The organism is Amycolatopsis sp. NPDC039088, assembly GCF_055598845.1.
In genome coordinates this window covers 300,916-318,606 of record NZ_JBVKAE010000004.1, presented here as the reverse complement: position 1 = coordinate 318,606, position 17,691 = coordinate 300,916, and the positions used below count along the sequence as shown (strand labels likewise).

The window sequence follows — 17,691 nt, the reverse complement described above, 5'->3', positions numbered from 1 at the left end:
TCGCTTCGCCCCCTCTCCCTTTTCCCCCTTCTTTGTTTTTTTTTTTTGGGGGGGTGTTGCTCCTCTCCCCCCCCCCCCCCCCCCCCCCCGAGACCGCACCCAGTGCTCTGTCGCGCGCGGTGAGGTGAGCCGCACCACCGGCATCACCGGATCGGCCTCCCAGTCGCGGATCGCGCGCCCGAACGACCGGAAGTGCCAGCCTGCTCAACGAAACCCAGCGCGGGTAGTCCAGCGCCACGATCAGTTCGACGCGAGGCAAGGCGACGTCACGCCATTTGCTGAACATGCCGTCGATGATCCAGCGCTCCTCGGCGACCAACCGCGCGACTCGACGCCGTTGTTCCTCGTCGGGAACGGGCACCCAACCCGGCCGCCAGGCAAGGGAATCGTCCACCGAATGCCACGGCAAGCCGGTACTCGCGGCCAGCCGCCGGGCCAGTGTCGTCTTCCCCGATCCGGTGACCCCGTAGACCACGATCCGATTCGGCGGTGTACCCACGACGCCCTCCCCGGGATGCGATGAAGGGGCCTTTCATAGCAAATTTCGCTATGAAAGGCCCCTTCATCGCAATGCGGTAGTGCCGAAGGCGACCGAAAGATCAGTCGTCGTCGTTCGAGCCGAGGGCCGTCTTCGAGACCTGCATGAGGAACTCGAGGTTGGTCTTCGTCTTGCGCAGTCGCGAGATGAGCAGGTCTATGGCCTGCTGCGAGTCCAGCGCGTGCAGCACCCGGTGCAGCTTGTGGGTGACCGCGAGCTCGTCCGGCGAGAGCAACAGGTCTTCCTTGCGGGTACCGGACGGGTTGACGTCCACCGCGGGGAACACCCGGCGCTCGGCGATCTTCCGGTCGAGCTTGAGCTCCGCGTTACCGGTGCCCTTGAACTCCTCGAAGATGACCGTGTCACCGGTGGACCCGGTCTCGACCATCGCCGTGGCGAAGATCGTGAGCGAGCCGCCGTTCTCGATGTTGCGCGCCGCGCCGAGGAAACGCTTCGGCGGGAAGAGCGCGGTCGAGTCGACACCACCGGAGAGGATCCGGCCGGAAGCCGGGGCCGCGAGGTTGTACGCACGGCCGAGGCGGGTGATCGAGTCGAGCAGCACGACGACGTCGTGGCCCATCTCGACCAGGCGCTTCGCCCGCTCGATCGACAGCTCCGCGACCGACGTGTGGTCGGACGGCGGACGGTCGAAGGTCGAGGCGATGACCTCTCCCTTCACCGACCGCTGCATGTCGGTGACCTCTTCCGGACGCTCGTCGACGAGGACGACCATCAGGTGGCACTCGGGGTTGTTCGTGGAGATCGCGTTCGCGATGTCCTGCATGATCGTGGTCTTACCGGCCTTCGGCGGCGACACGATCAGCGCACGCTGTCCCTTGCCGACCGGCATCACCAGGTCGATGACGCGGGTGGTGAGCTTGTGCGACTCGGTCTCGAGGCGCAGCCGCTCGTTCGGGTACAGCGGGGTCAGCTTGGTGAAGTCGGGGCGGCGCTTGGCCTCGTCCGGCTCCAGTCCGTTGATCGAGTCGACGCGCACCAGCGGGTTGAACTTCTGCCGCTGCTGCTCGCCGTCGCGCGGCTGGCGCACGACACCGGTGATGGCGTCACCGCGGCGCAGGCCGTACTTGCGGACCAGCGAAAGCGAGACGTACACGTCGTTCGGCCCGGCGAGGTAGCCCGAGGTACGCACGAACGCGTAGTTGTCGAGCACGTCCAGGATGCCCGCGACGGGCAGCAGGACGTCGTCCTCGCGGATCTCGGTGTCGGGCGAGCCGCCCTGTTCGCGGCCACCGCCGGTACCCCGGCGGCGACGGTCGCGGAAGCGACGGCCGCGACGGCCGCCTTCCTCGTCGTCGTCGCTCTGCTGGCCCTGGCCCTGGCGCTGGCTGTTGTCCTGGCCGCTCTGCTGGTTGCGCTGGCCCCGGTTGTCCTGGCCCCGGTTCTCCCGGTTGCCGTCGCGGTTGCCGTCGCGGCCGCCGTCACGGTTGCCCTGACGGTTACCGCCCTGCTCACCGCGGTCGCCACGTTCACCACGGTCGCCGCGCTCGTTGCGGTCGCCGCGGTCGCCGCGCTCGTTGCGGTCACGCTGCTCGCCACGCTCACGCTGTTCACCGCGTTCACGCGGCTGACCGCCCTGGTCGGGCGAGCCCGCGGCGCGGTTGGAGCCGCGACGACGGCGGCTACGGCCGCCCTCTTCCTGCTGCGGCTGGCCGTCCTGCTGGCCGGTCTCCTGCTGCGCGGGCCGCTCGGCGGCCGGCGCGGAGCCGTTCTCCGAGACCTTCTCCGCCTTCTCGACGCGCGGGGCTTCGGCCGGGGCGGCTTCCGCCTTCGGCGCTTCGGCCTTGGGGGCCTCCTGCTTCGGGGCCGCCTTGGGCGCTTCGGCCTTCGGAGCCTTCCGTGGTGCATCGATCCCCTCGAGCGGAAGCGTTTCGCTCGCCGCGGCGGGGGACTTGCGCTTGGTCTTGCCCTGACGCTCGCGGATGGCCGCGATCAGGTCGCCCTTACGCATACCCGTGGTCTCGCCGATGCCAAGGTCCCCAGCGATCGAGCGCAGTTCGGCGACGGTCTTGCCGGTCAATCCGCCGACCGTGCGCTTGGGAGCGACGACGCCGTTCGACTCGGCGGCGCCACCTTCGACGTCGCTCAAAAGATCGGTGTTGCTCACAAATGTCCTTCCTGACCGATCCACGCCTCCAGGTGGATCAGCGGACCGCCGTTCGCGTCCGATTGCGAAACGGCGTATCTGGCCCCCAATACGGGCGATCAGCTCCTCGGCCGTGTTGAACACAGCTAGAAGGCCTCCAGCACAGGGGTTTGCGTCCTCCAAACGGAGGAAGCGGAATTCGGCACCGCCGGAACCGGGAACCCGCCTGCGTCCATCCGCCACTCCCGCTTGCCAGACGGAGTACGGAACTGGCGGATCAACGAAGGATGCGGGCCAGGGATGTCACTGGTCACCTGGACCGGCACCGGGTGCGGAAACGCACGGTGATCGAACGCCCCCGAGGGTAGACCGCGCCACCGCCGGGTGCAACAACCACCCCCCGCGTGGCGGGATGGCGCTCCTGCACGTGACCGAGGCTTTACTGAGCCGCAACCTGAACGCCGCCCGGATCGATCGGCAGCTCGGTGACGTCGAAAGATGTAACGTCGACGCCGGCGGGGAGTATTCCACCGGTGGTCAGCGCGAGCACGGTCGGACCAGCGCCGGAAATGGCCGCGGCCACCCCTTCGGCCCTCAGCGCGCGCACCAGCTCACTGCTCGCCGGGTACGCGGACGCGCGGTAATGCTGATGGAGCCGATCTTCGGTCGCGGAGAGCAACAGGTCCGGGCGTGCGGTGAGCGCGTGGACCGCGAGCGCCGCGCGGCCCGCGGTGAACGCCGCGTCGGCGTGCGGGACCTGGTCGGGCAGCAGCCCGCGCGTCGCGTCCGTCGAGGAGCGCAACGCCGGGATCGCCACCACGGGCCGGATGTCGTGATGCGGCTGGAGCCGTTCGGCGCGGAACCGCTCGCCCTCCTGCCAAGCGACCACGAAGCCGCCCAGCAGGCTCGCCGCGGCGTTGTCGGCGTGTCCCTCGAACTCGGCCGCCAGCTGCAGCGCGTCGTCGTCCAAAGCCTTCTCGGCCAGCGCGTACGCGGCCGCGACACCGGTGACGACGGCGGACGCCGACGAACCGAGGCCGCGAGCGTGCGGGATGGCGTTGAAACACCGCAGGTGCAGACCGGGCGGCCGGAGACCGAGATGTTCGCAGCCTCGCCGGAAAGCCCGCACGACCAGGTGCGTTTCGTCGGTGGGGACGTCTTCCACGTCCCCGGCGCCGTCGTCGATCACTTCGATCTTGAGCCCGGCGTCGGTGATCCGGAGTTCGACCCGGTCGTACAACGCCAACGCCAGGCCCAGCGTGTCGAAGCCCGGGCCGAGGTTCGCCGACGACGCCGGGACCTTGACCTTGAGCAGCGTCATCGCAGGTCCAGCGCGGCGGCGACGGCGGTCGGGTCGACGGCGAGCGGTTCGACCTCGACGTTGCCCTCCAGCGCCGTTGCCGGGTCCTTGAGGCCGTGCCCGGTGACGGTGCACACGACGGTGGACCCCTTCGGCAGGCGGCCGTCGGCGGCCGTGGCGAGCAGGCCCGCGACGCTGGTCGCCGAGGCGGGCTCGACGAACACGCCCTCCTTGCGGGCGAGCAGCCGGTACGCCTCGAGGATCTTCTCGTCGGTGATCGCTTCGAACAACCCCGCGGAGGCGTTCTTCGCCTTCATCGCGCCGTCCCAGGAAGCGGGGCTGCCGATGCGGATCGCGGTCGCGATGGTGTCCGGATCGGCCACCGGTTCGCCGTGCACGAGCGGCGCGGCACCGGCCGCCTGGAAGCCGAACATTCGCGGCGTGTTCTTCACCACACCGTCGCCCGCGTACTCGGAATAACCCGCCCAGTACGCGGTGATGTTGCCCGCGTTCCCCACCGGGAGACAGTGGATGTCCGGCGCCCGGCCGAGGACGTCGCAGATCTCGAACGCGGCCGACTTCTGGCCGGCGATGCGCACCGGGTTGACCGAGTTGACCAAGGTCACCGGGTAGTCGATCGCGGTCTTCTGCGCGAGTTCGAGGCAGTCGTCGAAGTTGCCGTCCACCTGGAGGATCCGCGCGCCGTGCTGCACCGCCTGGGCGAGTTTGCCCATCGCGATCTTGCCCTGCGGGACCAGCACCGCGCAGGTGAGCCCGGCACGCGCCGCGTAGGCCGCGGCCGAGGCCGAGGTGTTGCCGGTGGAGGCGCAGATGACCGCCTGCAGCCCGCTGGCGAGCGCGTGCGTGATGGCGACGGTCATCCCGCGGTCCTTGAACGACCCGGTCGGGTTCACGCCTTCGACCTTGAGGAAGACCTCACAGCCGGTGAGTTCCGAAAGGTGCGGCGCGGGCAGCAACGGGGTGTTGCCTTCGCCGAGGGTGATCACCTTCGCGCCGGACGGGACCTGGATCCGGTCCGGGTAGGCCTGGATGATTCCTGGCCATGGTTGGGGAATCACTGGTCTTCGCCTTCCACCCGCATCACACTGACGACCTGGTTCACCACATCGAGTTCGGCAATGTCGTCCACAGTGGACCGCAATGCCGCGTCCGGCGCCAGATGGGTGACCACGACCAGGCTGGCCGTGTCGTTGGCGTCCCGCTGCCGCACCGCGGCGATGCTGACACCGTGCCCGGCGAACGCCTGCGCCACCTGGGCGAGCACGCCCGCTCGATCGGCCACGTCGAGACTGACGTGGTACCGCGTCGGCGTCTGGCCCATCGGCCTGACCGGGAGCGCGGCGTGCGCGGATTCGCGCGGGCCACGGCCGCCGACGACCCGGTTTCGAGCCACCGCGACGAGGTCGCCGAGCACGGCACTCGCGGTCGGCGCGCCACCGGCGCCCTGACCGTAGAACATCAGCTCACCGGCGGCGTCGGCCTCGACGTAGACGGCGTTGTACGCGCCGCCGACCCCGGCGAGCTGGTGGTTGCGCGGGATCATCACCGGATGCACGCGCGCCGAAACGGATTCGGTGCCGTCGTCGGAGGTGACGCGCTCGCAGATGGCGAGCAGTTTCACCGTGCGGCCCAGCACCTTCGCCGCGGCGAGGTCCGACGCGGTGACGTCGGCGATGCCCTCGCGGTGCACGTCGGAGGCGGTGACCCTGGTGTGGAACGCGAGCGAGGCGAGGATCGCCGCCTTGGAGGCGGCGTCGTAGCCGTCGACGTCGGCCGTCGGGTCCGCCTCGGCGTATCCGAGCCTGCTGGCCTCTTCGAGCGTTTCCGCGTAGCCCGCGCCGGTGGAGTCCATCGCGGAGAGGATGAAGTTGGTGGTGCCGTTGACGATGCCCATCACGCGGGTGATGCGGTCACCGGCCAGCGATTCGCGCAGCGGACGCAGCAGCGGGATCGCCCCGGCCACGGCCGCTTCGAAGTACAGGTCCACGCCGGAGGCGTCGGCGGCCTCGAACAATTCCGCGGAATGTTCGGCCATCAGCGCTTTGTTCGCCGTGACCACCGATTTCCCGGCCTTGAGCGCGTCGAGCAGCCACTGCCGCACCGGCTCGATCCCGCCGACCAGTTCGACGACCACGTCGACCTCGTCGGAGGTGACGAGCTTCGACACGTCGGAGGTCACCAGTTCCGGCGGCAGCTCGGGGTGTTTGTCGGGGCGCCGCACCGCGATGCCCGCCAGCTCAACCCTGGCACCGGCCCTGGCGGCGAGCTCGTCGGCCTCCTCGGTGAGCAACCGGACGACTTCGCCACCGACCGTCCCACAACCGAGCAGGGCGACCCTGATCACACGTCCGTCCACAGTAGACACTTGCTAGACCTCCAGGCGCAGCATGTCGTCCGTCGTCTCCCGCCGCAGCAGCACCCGGGCGCTGCCGTTGCGCACGGCCACCACCGCGGGCCGCGGCTGCCGGTTGTAGCCGCTGGCCATCGAGTAGCAGTACGCCCCGGTGGCCGCCACGGCGAGCAGGTCGCCGGGGGCAAGAGTGTCGGGGAGCCAGCAGTCCCGGACGACGATGTCGCCGGACTCACAGTGTTTTCCCACGACCCGGGACAGCGCGGCGGCTGCCTGGCCGTCCCCGTCGTCGTCGGCGGAGCGGGAAACGAGACGGCAGTCGTACACCGCGTCGTAGAGCGCCGTGCGGATGTTGTCGCTCATCCCGCCGTCCACGCTGACGTAGCGCCGCGCGGCCTTGTCGCCGAGCGAGACGTCCTTGATGGTGCCGACCTCGTACAGGGTGATCGTGCCGGGACCGGCGATGGCGCGGCCCGGCTCCCCGGCGATCTTCGGCACCGGAAGACCCGCGTACTCGCATTCCTTGCGGACGATCTCGCGGATCTGCGTGATCATCTGCGCGGGCGGCGGCGGGTTGTCCTTGTCGGTGTAGGCGATACCGAAACCACCGCCGAGGTCGACGATCGCCAGCTGGTCGAGCAGGTCGGTGCCGTGCTCCTTGGCGAGTTCGGCCAGCAGGCCGACCACGCGGCGGGCCGCGACCTCGAAACCGTCGGCGTCGAAGATCTGCGAACCGATGTGGCTGTGCAGGCCGATCAGCTTGAGCGACGGCGCGTTGAGCACCCGGCGCACCGCCTCGGCCGCGTCACCGGAAGCCAGCGAGAAACCGAATTTCTGGTCCTCGTGCGCGGTCGCGATGAATTCGTGGGTGTGCGCCTCGACGCCGACGGTGACCCGGATCAGCACGTTCTGGACGATGTCGTGCCGGGCGGCGACATCGGCGAGCCGCGCGATCTCGTAGTAGGAGTCGACCACGACCGTGCCGACACCCGCCTCGACAGCGGCTTCGAGTTCGGCGACCGATTTGTTGTTGCCGTGGAAGGTGATCCGCTCGGCGGGGAAGTTCGCGCGCTGCGCCACGGCGAGTTCGCCGCCGCTGCAGACGTCCAGGCTCAGTCCCTGCTCGGCCACCCAGCGGGCGATCTCGATGGACAGGAACGCCTTGGACGCGTAGTGCACGAGCGCCGGGTCGTCGAAGGCCTCGGCGTAGTCGGCGCAACGGGACTTGAAGTCGGCCTCGTCGACGACGAACAGTGGCGTGCCGTACTTCTCGGCGAGTTCGCGGACGTCGACACCGGCGATGCGCACGACACCGTCTCCGCCGCGAAAAGTGTTGCGAGGCCAGACTTTCGGGTACAGCCTGTCGAGTTCCTCCGGAGTCGACGGCGGGAAACCGGAGGCGTCGGCGTGTGGGTAGACGTCGGCGTGGCGGGGGCCCGCGGGGTGAGCCATTCGTTTTACATCCGTTCCGGAGCAGAGACACCGAGCACGGTGAGGCCGTTCGCCAGCACCTGGCGGGTCGCTTCACAGAGCGCGAGCCGGGAGAACGTGAGGGGGGTGGTCTCCTCATCGCCCTTCGGAAGAACCCGGCCGACGGCGTTCCACTTGTGATAGGCGCCGGCGAGTTCTTCGAGGTACCGGGCGACGCGGTGCGGTTCGCGCAGCTGCGCCGCTCGGCGGAGGACGGTCGGGAATTCGCCGATCGTGCGGATCAGATCGCCCTCGGCCGGCAGCGTAAGCAGACCGAAGTCGACGTCGCCATCGAATTTGAGTCCGAGGTCGGAAGCGTTGCGCTGCAAGGAGGCCAGCCGCGCGTGGGCGTACTGGACGTAGTAGACCGGGTTGTCGTTCGAATGCTTGCGCAGCAGGTCGAGGTCGATGTCCAAAGTGGAGTCGACCGAATAGCGGATCAGCTCGTAGCGGGCCGCGTCGACACCGACCGTGCCGACCAGGTCCTCCATGGTGATCACGGTGCCCGCGCGTTTGCTCATCCGGACCGGCTTGCCGTCGGAGACCAGGTTGACCATCTGGCCGATCAGGACCTCGACCACGGCCGGATCGTCGCCGAAGGCGGCCGCGGCGGCCTTCAGGCGGGCGATGTAGCCGTGGTGGTCCGCGCCGAGCATGTAGATGCAGAGGTCGAAACCGCGTTTGCGCTTGTCCTGGAGGTAGGCGAGGTCACCGGCGATGTAGGCCGGGTTGCCGTCCCTCTTGATGACGACGCGGTCCTTGTCGTCGCCGTGCTCCTTGGACTTGAGCCACCAGGCGCCGTCTTCGAAATAGAGGTTCCCCGAGTCTTTCAGCTGCTGGACCGACGACGAGACCGCGCCGGACTCGTGCAGCGAGTTCTCGTGGAAGTAGACGTCGAAGTCGGTGCCGAAATCGTGCAGGCTCTGCTTGATCTCGGTGAACATCAGCTCGATGCCGACCCGGCGGAAGGTCTCGGCGCGTTCGTCCTCCGGCAGCGACAGCGCGCTCGGCTCCTGGCGGATGACCTCGGCGGCGATGTCGTTGATGTAGCCGCCCGCGTAGCCGTCCTCCGGGGCGGGTTCGCCCTTGGCGGCCGCGATCAGGGAGCGGACGAAGCGGTCGATCTGCGCGCCGTGGTCGTTGAAGTAGTACTCGCGGGTGACCAGGGCGCCCTGCGCGGACAGCACGCGGCCCAGCGCGTCGCCGACCGCGGCCCAGCGGGTGCCGCCGAGGTGGATCGGACCGGTCGGATTGGCCGAGACGAACTCGAGGTTGATCTTGACCCCGGCCATCGCGTCACCGAGGCCGTACTTCTCCCCGGCGTCGAGTACCTGCTGGACGATCTGGCCCTGCGCGTCGGCGGCAAGCCGCAGATTGAGGAAACCCGGCCCGGCGACCTCGGCCGAGTCGATCCCGTCGGCCGCGGCGAGGGCCTCGGCCAGCGCGTCGGCGAAGTCGCGGGGCTTCATGCCCGCCTTCTTGGCCACCTGCAGCGCCAGGTTGGTCGCGTAATCGCCGTGCTCGGGGTTGCGGGGACGCTCGATCGTCACCTTCTCCGGCAGCACGGAATCGTCGAGGCCGCGCGCGGCGAGAACCTGCACGGCGGAGTTACGGACCAGGTCGGCGAGAGCTGCGGGAGTCACTCGCGGAATTCTAGGTGTCAGCAGGTCGCGGACTCGCAGCGACCGCCGGAAGGTGTGAGCCAAGCCGGTGATCTTGCGGTTGTTCACGGTGATCAGACGCGTGGTCTCTACACTGGCCCGCGCAGGGACCACCCCCTTTGGAGAACGCAGGAGCCATGGCTAACGGGACAACCAGAAAAAAGGGCGCGTCGTCGAAGAACGCCATGAAGGCCGCCCGTAGTTCCGTCGTGTCCAAGAAGGGCACGCCCTGGGGCACGATCATCGCCGTCGTCGCGATCGTCGCCCTGGCGGCCTCGGTGGTCACCTACTACATGGTCGCCTCGGCGCCCAAGCGCGAGCAGAAGACCCGCGAAGAGGCCGCGGCCGCCTTCGCGCCGTCGCAGCAGGACCCGGATCCCTCCAAGCGGATCAACGGCGTGACCACCACGAAGTACGAAGGCTCCGTGCACGTCACGGCCGCCGAGCGCGTCGCCTACGACAAGACCCCGCCCTACGGCGGCCCGCACGACCAGGCCTGGGCCGCGTGCAACGGTGTCGTCTACCCGAACGCCGTCCGCAACGAGAACATGGTCCACGGTCTCGAGCACGGCGCGGTCTGGATCGCCTACAACCCGCAGCAGGTCACCGGCGAGCAGCTCGACCTGCTGAAGGTCCGCGTCGAGGGCAAGCCGTACACGGTGATGTCGCCGTACCCGAACCTGGACAAGCCGATCTCGCTGCAGTCCTGGGGTCACCAGCTGAAGCTGGACTCCGCCTCCGACGAGCGGATCGACCAGTTCATCGCCGCGCTGCGCACCAACCCCTACGGCGCGTACCCCGAACGTGACGCCACCTGCGACGCGCAGATCGAGCCGGGCCAGTTCGACCCGACCCCGCCGGGGCCGGACGCCAAGCCGATGGATTACAAGGGCACCGCGGGAACGCAGCAGGACGGCCAGCCCGGCGCCGGCCAGCCCTCGCAGCCTCCGGCCACCCAGCCTTCGGCGCCCGCGAGCAAGTAAGTGAGCCAGATGGACCCCGAACCCCAGTACGTCGACGAACCGGACGACACTTCGCGGTCGACCAAGAGCCGATGGCTGGTGATCGGGGCCGCCCTGGTCGTCATGCTGATCCTCGGTTTCGGTCTCGGCGCCCTGACGACCAGGCTGATCGACGCCGACCCCGCTCCCACCACCCCGGGGGCGGGCTCGGTCGAGGTCGGCTTCGCGCAGGACATGTCGGTGCACCATCTCCAGGCCGTCACCATGGCAGGCTGGGCGCGGGACCACACGACCGATCCGGCGATCAAGACGCTCGCGTTCGACATCGAGCGCACGCAGACCGGCCAGGTCGGCCGGATGAAGGGCTGGCTGGGCCTGTGGGGCCAGCCGGAGCAGGCGACCGGCGCCTACATGACCTGGATGACCGAACCGATGTCCGGCCACGGCGGACACGGGGGCGCGGGTATGAAGCCGTCGAACGGCGCGCCGATGCCGGGGATGGCGACGTCGGCCGAACTGGCCAAACTGCGATCGCTGACCGGCAAGGAGATGGACGTCTTCTTCCTCCAGCTGATGTTGCGCCACCACCTGGGCGGGACGGCGATGGCGCAGTACGGCCACGACCACACCTCCGTACCGGACGTGAAGTCGCTGACGGAGAGCATGCTCGTCTCACAGGGTGCCGAAGTCACCCTGATGAAGGGCCTGCTTCAGGAGCGCGGCGCCGCCCCCTTGCCCGACTGACGCTCCCCTCCCCTCACGCATTTCGTCCTCTAAACGCGGTAGTTCGCGACGCCAACTACCGCATTTAGAGGACGAAATGCGTTTACCAGGAGAGTTCTCGGCAGCGTCGCGCGCATTGGGGCACTTCGATCTGCAGCGTCGCGTGCTCGATCGAGTAGCGGTTCGCCAGGAGGTTCTGCGCCTCGGTCAACACCGCGGACTGCTCGACGGTCGGCGCGATGGTGAGATGCGCCGAAGCGACCTCCATCCCCGAGGTCAACGTCCAGACATGCAGGTCGTGGACGTCCTCGACACCCTTCAGCGCCCCCAGTTCGGTCTGGATCCCGGCGACGTCGACCCCCTTCGGCGCGTGCTGGAACAGGATCCGCAGCGCGCGGCGGGCGAGGGCGTAGGTGCGGGGCAGGACGAACAGGCCGATCGCGACACCGATGATCGGGTCCGCGTAGCGCCAGCCGGTCAGCAACGTGATCGCACCGCTCAGCAGTACGCCGACGGAACCGATCAGGTCGGCGAGGACCTCGAGATAGGCGCCCCGGACGTTGATGCTCTCCTCGGCGCCCTTGCGCAGGATCAGGAAGGACACGATGTTGGCGACCAGACCGGCGGCCGCGGCCAGCAGCACCGGAAGGCCGGGCACGGCGGGCGGATCGCTCATCCGGCCGACGGCCTCGAAGAGGACGTAGCCGGCGACGCCGAACAACAGGATCGCGTTGCCCAGCGCCGCGAGCACCTCGGCCCGGTAGAACCCAAAGGTGCGCGTGTGGGTCGGGCCGCTGCGCCGGGCCAGCATGATCGCCGCCAGCGCCATGCCGACCCCGAGGACGTCGGTGAACATGTGCGCGGCGTCGGAGATCAGCGCGAGCGAGCCGGTGGCGAACCCGACGATGAACTCCATGACCATGAAGCCGGCGCCGATGAACAGGGCGATCGTCAGGCTCTTGAGGTAGCGGCCTGACGCGCTCGACGGCGACGCCGTCCCATGCCCGTGCCCGTGACCCATTGCTCCGCCTCTCGTGAAGTCGACAGGCCGAATATATTGTCACATGCGCATATGTGCAATACAGGTGAGCCTAAGTTCACCATGTCTTAAGCCACCCCAGGAAGCCATCCCCCATGAGGGCCTTCCCGAAACCTGGAACCGACACGCACCGCTACCGAAGTGAGCGGAAGAACCCCCTCAGCTGCCCGACGAAGGCCTCGGGCTGCTCGAACGCGGCGAGGTGTCCGCCCTTGTCCAGCTCCTCGTACCAGCGGAGATCGGTGTAGCGCAGCTCCGCCCAGCGCCGGGACGGGCGGATGATCTCGCGCGGGAAGATCGAAACCCCCGACGGCACCGCGATCGGGGAGACGTCCCGCTCCTTGCTCTCCCAGTAGATCCGCGCCGACGACGCCGCCGTCCCGGTGAACCAGTAGACGGAGATCGCGTCGAGCATCTGCCGCCAGGACAGCGCGGTCTCCGGCGAGCCGTCGTTGTCGGTCCACTCCCAGAACTTCTCGGCGATCCACGCCGCCTGCGCCGACGGCGAGTCGGTGAGTCCGTACCCGAGCGTCTGCGGGCGCGTGGCCTGCTGCTGCGCGTACGCGGACCCGACCGCGCGGAACCGAGCCAGATCGCCGATCGACTCCTTTTCGGCCGCCGTCGGCTCGCCGAGCACGGTCTCGTCGTACGCGACGCCCACCATGTTCACATGGACGGCGATCAACCGTTCCGGGACGACCTTGGCGAGCATGTTCGTCACCCCGGCGCCCCAGTCGCCACCCTGGGCCGCGTAGCGGTCGTAACCGAGCCGCCCCATCAACTCGTCCCACGCCCGGGCGATGCGCTCGACGTTCCAGCCCGTCGACGACGGCTTGTCACTCCAGCCGAACCCCGGCAACGACGGCGCCACGACATGGAAGGCGTCCGCCGGATCACCGCCGTGCGCGACAGGGTCCGTCAGTGGCCCGAGCACGTCGAGGAACTCGACCACCGAACCCGGCCAGCCGTGCGTGAGCACGAGCGGCGTCGCGTCCGGCTCTGGCGAACGGATGTGCAGGAAGTGGATCCCGAGACCGTCCACAGTGGTCTTGAAGCCCGGGAAAGCGTTGACCCGGCCAGCCAAACCGAAGTCGTAGTCCTCGGCCCAGTACCGGCACAGCTCCCGCGCGAACTCCAGCGGGACACCCTGCGTCCAATCGTCGACGGTGGCGGGCTCGGGCCAGCGCGTGGCACGCAGCCTCGCCCGCAGGTCGGCGATGGCGGATTCGGGGATCGCCACCTCGAACGGTTCGATCACGACGTCCTCCCGGTTCGTTGGTCCACACCAACGCTAGCGGCTGACCGGGCCTTCCCGCAGCGACGACCGCAGCGACCAAAAGCGCTGTTCAGGGGCATGGGAGACGTGTTCGACGCCCACTTGACGGGACACCGCCGCGGTTAAGGACCACCGCGCGCTAGGACTCCGGACGGGATGCGCTAAGCTTCCAACGTCGCTCAGGCGGCAACGCCCTCGTAGCTCAGGGGATAGAGCACTGCCCTCCGGAGGCAGGTGTCGCAGGTTCGAATCCTGCCGAGGGCACACTTCTGACCGGGTTAAACGTCGTTCGCCAGTCTAGGCTGGACGGTTATGTGACAAGAATCGTGGCAAGACCTCCGCGACAGTGAGTCGTGGTAACACCGTTCTCCGCCGCGGCTGCTGACGCGGGTCCGCGAACTCCGCACCGACATCACCCTGACCGAACTACTCGCCAGTCACCTGGCCTTCTCGCACGCCAGTGGCACATCCCGGCACTCGTACCAGTGCATGGTCTCCGAGCACGTGCAGCCGCTGCTCGGCGGGGTCTATCACCGCCTTCCGCTGGGGCTGGATTGACCGCAGCCCCATCACGGACGCCGCGCCACCGCCCAAGGCGCATCTGGAACCCCGACCACCCACCCCGGCCGAAGTCGCCCAGATCATGGACGAATGCTCGCTCAGCGGCATGAGCGTGCGTTTGGGCTTGGGAGCTTGCGACGAGTACGGCAGATCAACTGATGCGCCGGTGGCTGGGTCCCGGAACCCCAGCCACCGGCGCCGGAATGGCTCATGGCGTTGCGAGCGCCTCGGTCGGTGGCAGGCGGGCGGCGCGGATGGCCGGGTAGAGGCCGGCGATCGCACCGATCACCAGTGTCGCGGCTACGCCGCCGAGTGTCGCCCACGCCGGCACTACGGTCGGCCAGTTCTGGGTTGCCGCGTAGCCGCCTGTGGCCGCGACGCCGAGCAGCACTCCGCCGACACCGCCGAGCGCGGACAGCAGCAGTGACTCGGCCACGAACTGGAGCCGCACCTGGCCGCGGGTGGCGCCGAGTGAGCGGCGCAGGCCGATCTCGGCACGCCGCTCCAGCACGGAGATCACCATCGTGTTGGCCACCCCGACTCCGCCGACCAGCAGCGCCACCGCACCGAGTCCCAGCAGCAAACCCGTGAACGCGCGATCGGCCGCCTGGCGGGCGGCCAGCGCGTCGGACGGGCGGGACACCCGAACCTCGTTGGGTGCCTGGGGGTTCGCGGTCGCGGCGAGCACGCCGCGCATCGCTCCGACGGACACGTCGGACACTCGCGTGTAGACGGTCGTCGGGTGACCATCGAAGTCCAAATAGGACTCAGCGGCCGGCCAGCCGACCAGTGCGGCGGTGTCCAGCTTGGGCGCGAGCAGCGCCGTGTCGAGAATGCCGACCACGGTGAACCACTGGCCGCCGAGATAGACCTGGACACCCTCGTGTGCCGAGATGACGCCGAGCAGCGACGCGGCCTCCGAGCCGAGCACCACGGCCGGGTATTCGGCAGTGGCCGCGTTCAGCCACGTGCCGTCGGCCACCGTCACGCCCACTGTCTCCGGCAGGTCGAGGTGTGCGGCCTGAACGGACAGGCCCCTTGTCTCGACCTCCGGGATCCGGTCCGTGCGGTACACCTTCGTGTCCGGCACCTCGCCGAGCGCCGCCACCTCCTGTACCGGCTCGATGCGGCGGATCATGTCGACGGACTCGGTCGGCAGCGTGGAGGTGCCGCCCGTCATGGTGTTGCCGGGCGCGACGGTGAGCAGGTTCGTGCCGAGCGCGGCGAGTTGCCTGTCCAGCTCCGCGCGGCTCGACGACGACACCCCCACCACCGCGATCATCGCGGCGATCCCGATCGCGATGCCCAGCGCGGAAAGGAAAACCCGCAGTGGGCGGGTCCGCAGACCGGCGCCTCCGACACGGAGCACGTCACGCGGGCGAAGGCGCGCTGACGACAGCATCACACCACCGCCCCGTCAAGCAGCCGGATCTGGCTGGGCAGGCTGCCGGCGATCTCCCGGTCGTGCGTGATCACCAGGACCGTGGTGCCGCCCTCGTGCAGTTCCCACAGCAGGTCCATCACGCCCGCACCGGAAGCGGAGTCCAGGTTCCCGGTCGGCTCGTCGGCCAGCAGCAGCGCCGGCTCGCCGACGACCGCTCGAGCGATCGCCACCCGCTGCCGCTCTCCACCGGACAACTCGTGCGGCCGGTGGTCGAGCCGTTCGGCGAGGCCGACGCGGATCAGTGCCGTCTCCGCCCGCCGCGCCCGTTCGCGGGCCGGCACGCCCGCGTACAGCAGACCGTCCGCCACGTTGTCCACAGCGGACTGTCCGGGGGTGAGGTGGAACTGCTGGAACACGAACCCGATCCGGGTGGCCCGCAACGCGGACAGCTGCCGGTCGGTCAATGCCGCGACGTCGTGGCCGTCGATCCGTACCGTGCCGGCCGACGGCCGGTCGAGTGTGCCGATCAGGTGCAGCATGGTCGACTTGCCCGACCCGGACGGCCCGACGATCGCGACCAGCTCGCCGTACCCCACGGACAGCGACACGTCGCGCAGTGCGGCGACCCCGCCGACGTAGGACTTGCCGACCCCGTCCAGTTCCACGACTGCCCCGCTCATGACGGCATCCCCACCGTCACGCCCTCGTCCAGCCCTTCACCGGAGATCTCGACGCGGCCGCCGGAGAACAGGCCGGTCTCCACCGCGACGATCTCGGTGGTCGTCCCGTTCACGACCTCGACGCCGTACCCGCCCTCGGACCGTGCCAGCAGTGCGGCCACCGGCACGGTCAGCACGTTCTCTCGCCGCGAGGCGCTGAACGCGACCTTTACGGACGCCTCGTCGAGCCCGGTGAGCGCGTTCTGGTCGGCGACCGCGACGGTCACCTCGATGATGGTCGTCGCCTGGCTGCCGGGGGCCCCGCTGGCGGGGACGAGGACGGTCGCGGTGCCGGTGATCGAGCCCGGCGTGGTCCTGTCGTCCGGCAGGGTGACGGTCACCGGGGCGGCCTTCACCGCGAGCCGCTGGTCGGCCACGCCCAGTTCGACCGTGATCAGCCGCGCCGACCCGGTGCAGGAGAGCAGAGGCGCGTCCGGCGCGACGTCAGCGCCGACGGTCGCCTTCTGGCCGTCCACCCGCACCGGCCCGGCCGCGTAGTGGATCCGGCCCTGCTCGATCGTGCCGGTCTCCGGCAGGCCGAGGTCCTTCTGCCACTTCTTCACCGCGGTGGCCGTCTGCGCGGTGTACTTCCTGTCCGCCGTGAACCCGCGGTAGCCGAGCGCGGCGAGGTTGCTCTCGAACTGCTCCACGTCGGTGCCCTCGGTGTCCGGCACGAGCGGACGATAGACCGGCAGCGTGCCGTACAGCAGCACGACCGGCGTGTCGTCGACCCAGTAGATCGCCTGCCCACGCTCCACCGTGAGCCCGACGGCGGGCAGCGCGGTCAACGTCCCGGCGAGCTTGCCGGTCACGTCGACCGGGGCGCCGTGGCCGAGCTTGCCGTTTTCGGTCCGCGTGTCGACGAGCGTCTGCCTGGTCACCTTCGCCGTCGCCGCGGGCAGGTCGTTGCCGGTCTCGGTGGGCTTCTCACCACCCCAGAAGCCGGTCGCGGCGGTGACCGCGGCTCCGGTGGCGAGCACGGCGATGAGCACGATCACCACCCGGCCGGCCCCGCGCCGGCTCATTTGCCGCCCCCCGGGATCACGAGACCCCCACCGCCGCCGCCCGGCAGGTGCTCGCCGCACTTCTCGTGCGCCGTCTTGAGGCCGGGGTCGTTCGGGTCGGGCGCCTTACCGCTCTCGAACCGGCTGCGCCCCTCCGCGTCCGGGTCGGGGTAGTCCGGCATGCCGTTCTCCCGCATGCATTTGGCGTACGCCTGGAACTTCTTCACATCCTCCGCGTTCAACTTCTCCGGCTCGCCGCCGCCCGGCAGGTACCTCTTGCATTTCTCCTGCGCCGGCTTCACCGCGTTCGGGTCGGTGCCCGGCGGGAAGCGCAGCTCCATCTCGCCGTTCTCGTCGAACGTCGGGTCCTCGAAGTCCGGCACGCCGTTCTCCCGCATGCATTGGGCGAACTTCAGCCCCGCCTGCTTGTCCTCCGCTGTGGCCGCGCCGGAATCGGTGGCTGACGAGCAGCCGGCGAGTCCGACGAGCAGCAACGACACGAGCACGCACATGAGTCGTTTCATGCGCCGAAGTACAGCGAGCGTGATGTCACTCGGCCGTCTCCGGAAACGTTGACAC

15 protein-coding genes and 1 tRNA gene are annotated in these 17,691 nt (G+C 69.2%); 4 read left to right on the top strand and 12 right to left on the bottom strand.

What is annotated here, in order from left to right; translation table 11 throughout:
• Window positions 1-293 precede the first annotated feature (293 nt).
• Entirely contained in the window at window positions 294-470 is a 177-nt protein-coding gene (locus ACZ7KI_RS07790; RefSeq protein ID WP_470272406.1) for a hypothetical protein, read from the top strand.
• Window positions 471-599: 129 nt separating this feature from the next.
• On the opposite strand, the gene rho is transcribed toward ACZ7KI_RS07790, so the two are convergent.
• From rho to argS, 6 genes are all read right to left on the bottom strand, one after another.
• Window positions 600-2,663, bottom strand: coding sequence for a transcription termination factor Rho (gene rho / locus ACZ7KI_RS07785; RefSeq protein WP_470272405.1), 2,064 nt, complete (start codon window positions 2,661-2,663; stop codon window positions 600-602).
• Window positions 2,664-3,081: 418 nt separating this feature from the next.
• Window positions 3,082-3,963 carry a homoserine kinase gene (gene thrB, locus ACZ7KI_RS07780; RefSeq protein WP_470272404.1) on the bottom strand — a complete coding sequence of 294 codons (882 nt, stop codon included), beginning with the start codon at window positions 3,961-3,963 and terminating at the stop codon, window positions 3,082-3,084.
• The gene (gene thrC / locus ACZ7KI_RS07775; RefSeq protein WP_470272403.1) at window positions 3,960-5,021 is read right to left on the bottom strand and encodes a threonine synthase; all 1,062 of its coding nucleotides are present in this window, start codon (window positions 5,019-5,021) and stop codon (window positions 3,960-3,962) included. The genes thrB and thrC overlap by 4 nt, the downstream gene beginning before the upstream one ends.
• Entirely contained in the window at window positions 5,018-6,328 is a 1,311-nt protein-coding gene (locus tag ACZ7KI_RS07770; protein ID WP_470272402.1) for a homoserine dehydrogenase, read from the bottom strand. Before ACZ7KI_RS07770 ends, thrC begins: the two co-directional genes overlap by 4 nt.
• A 3-nt stretch (window positions 6,329-6,331) precedes the next feature.
• Entirely contained in the window at window positions 6,332-7,765 is a 1,434-nt protein-coding gene (lysA, locus tag ACZ7KI_RS07765) for a diaminopimelate decarboxylase (protein ID WP_465501143.1), read from the bottom strand.
• A 5-nt stretch (window positions 7,766-7,770) separates the two neighbouring features.
• Window positions 7,771-9,426 carry an arginine--tRNA ligase gene (gene argS, locus ACZ7KI_RS07760; RefSeq protein WP_470272401.1) on the bottom strand — a complete coding sequence of 552 codons (1,656 nt, stop codon included), beginning with the start codon at window positions 9,424-9,426 and terminating at the stop codon, window positions 7,771-7,773.
• A gap of 203 nt (window positions 9,427-9,629) precedes the next feature.
• Between argS and ACZ7KI_RS07755 the strand changes: the two genes are divergently transcribed.
• Window positions 9,630-10,427, top strand: coding sequence for a DUF3105 domain-containing protein (locus ACZ7KI_RS07755; protein ID WP_470272422.1), 798 nt, complete (start codon window positions 9,630-9,632; stop codon window positions 10,425-10,427).
• A gap of 9 nt (window positions 10,428-10,436) precedes the next feature.
• Window positions 10,437-11,150 carry a DUF305 domain-containing protein gene (locus tag ACZ7KI_RS07750; protein ID WP_470272400.1) on the top strand — a complete coding sequence of 238 codons (714 nt, stop codon included), beginning with the start codon at window positions 10,437-10,439 and terminating at the stop codon, window positions 11,148-11,150.
• An 82-nt stretch (window positions 11,151-11,232) separates the two neighbouring features.
• On the opposite strand, the gene ACZ7KI_RS07745 is transcribed toward ACZ7KI_RS07750, so the two are convergent.
• Together ACZ7KI_RS07745 and ACZ7KI_RS07740 are read right to left on the bottom strand one after the other, a co-directional pair.
• The gene (locus ACZ7KI_RS07745; RefSeq protein ID WP_465501139.1) at window positions 11,233-12,150 is read right to left on the bottom strand and encodes a cation diffusion facilitator family transporter; all 918 of its coding nucleotides are present in this window, start codon (window positions 12,148-12,150) and stop codon (window positions 11,233-11,235) included.
• A gap of 151 nt (window positions 12,151-12,301) precedes the next feature.
• On the bottom strand, window positions 12,302-13,426 hold the full coding sequence (locus tag ACZ7KI_RS07740; protein ID WP_470272399.1) for an epoxide hydrolase family protein: 1,125 nt from the start codon (window positions 13,424-13,426) through the stop codon (window positions 12,302-12,304).
• 209 nt (window positions 13,427-13,635) lie between these two features.
• Between ACZ7KI_RS07740 and ACZ7KI_RS07735 the strand changes: the two genes are divergently transcribed.
• A tRNA-Arg gene (locus tag ACZ7KI_RS07735) sits at window positions 13,636-13,708 on the top strand.
• 505 nt (window positions 13,709-14,213) lie between these two features.
• Here ACZ7KI_RS07735 and ACZ7KI_RS07730 read toward each other — a convergent pair.
• From ACZ7KI_RS07730 to ACZ7KI_RS07715, 4 genes are read right to left on the bottom strand one after another with little or no spacing between them, the layout of a single operon-like run.
• Window positions 14,214-15,407 carry an ABC transporter permease gene (locus ACZ7KI_RS07730; RefSeq protein WP_470272398.1) on the bottom strand — a complete coding sequence of 398 codons (1,194 nt, stop codon included), beginning with the start codon at window positions 15,405-15,407 and terminating at the stop codon, window positions 14,214-14,216.
• Window positions 15,407-16,069 (bottom strand): ABC transporter ATP-binding protein, encoded by a 663-nt coding sequence (locus tag ACZ7KI_RS07725; protein WP_470272397.1) that lies wholly within the window; start codon window positions 16,067-16,069, stop codon window positions 15,407-15,409. Before ACZ7KI_RS07725 ends, ACZ7KI_RS07730 begins: the two co-directional genes overlap by 1 nt.
• Window positions 16,066-17,133 carry a peptidoglycan-binding protein gene (locus ACZ7KI_RS07720; RefSeq protein ID WP_470272396.1) on the bottom strand — a complete coding sequence of 356 codons (1,068 nt, stop codon included), beginning with the start codon at window positions 17,131-17,133 and terminating at the stop codon, window positions 16,066-16,068. The genes ACZ7KI_RS07725 and ACZ7KI_RS07720 overlap by 4 nt, the downstream gene beginning before the upstream one ends.
• Window positions 17,130-17,636, bottom strand: a complete 507-nt coding sequence (locus ACZ7KI_RS07715; RefSeq protein ID WP_470272395.1) for a hypothetical protein — start codon at window positions 17,634-17,636, stop codon at window positions 17,130-17,132. Before ACZ7KI_RS07715 ends, ACZ7KI_RS07720 begins: the two co-directional genes overlap by 4 nt.
• Window positions 17,637-17,691 lie beyond the last annotated feature (55 nt).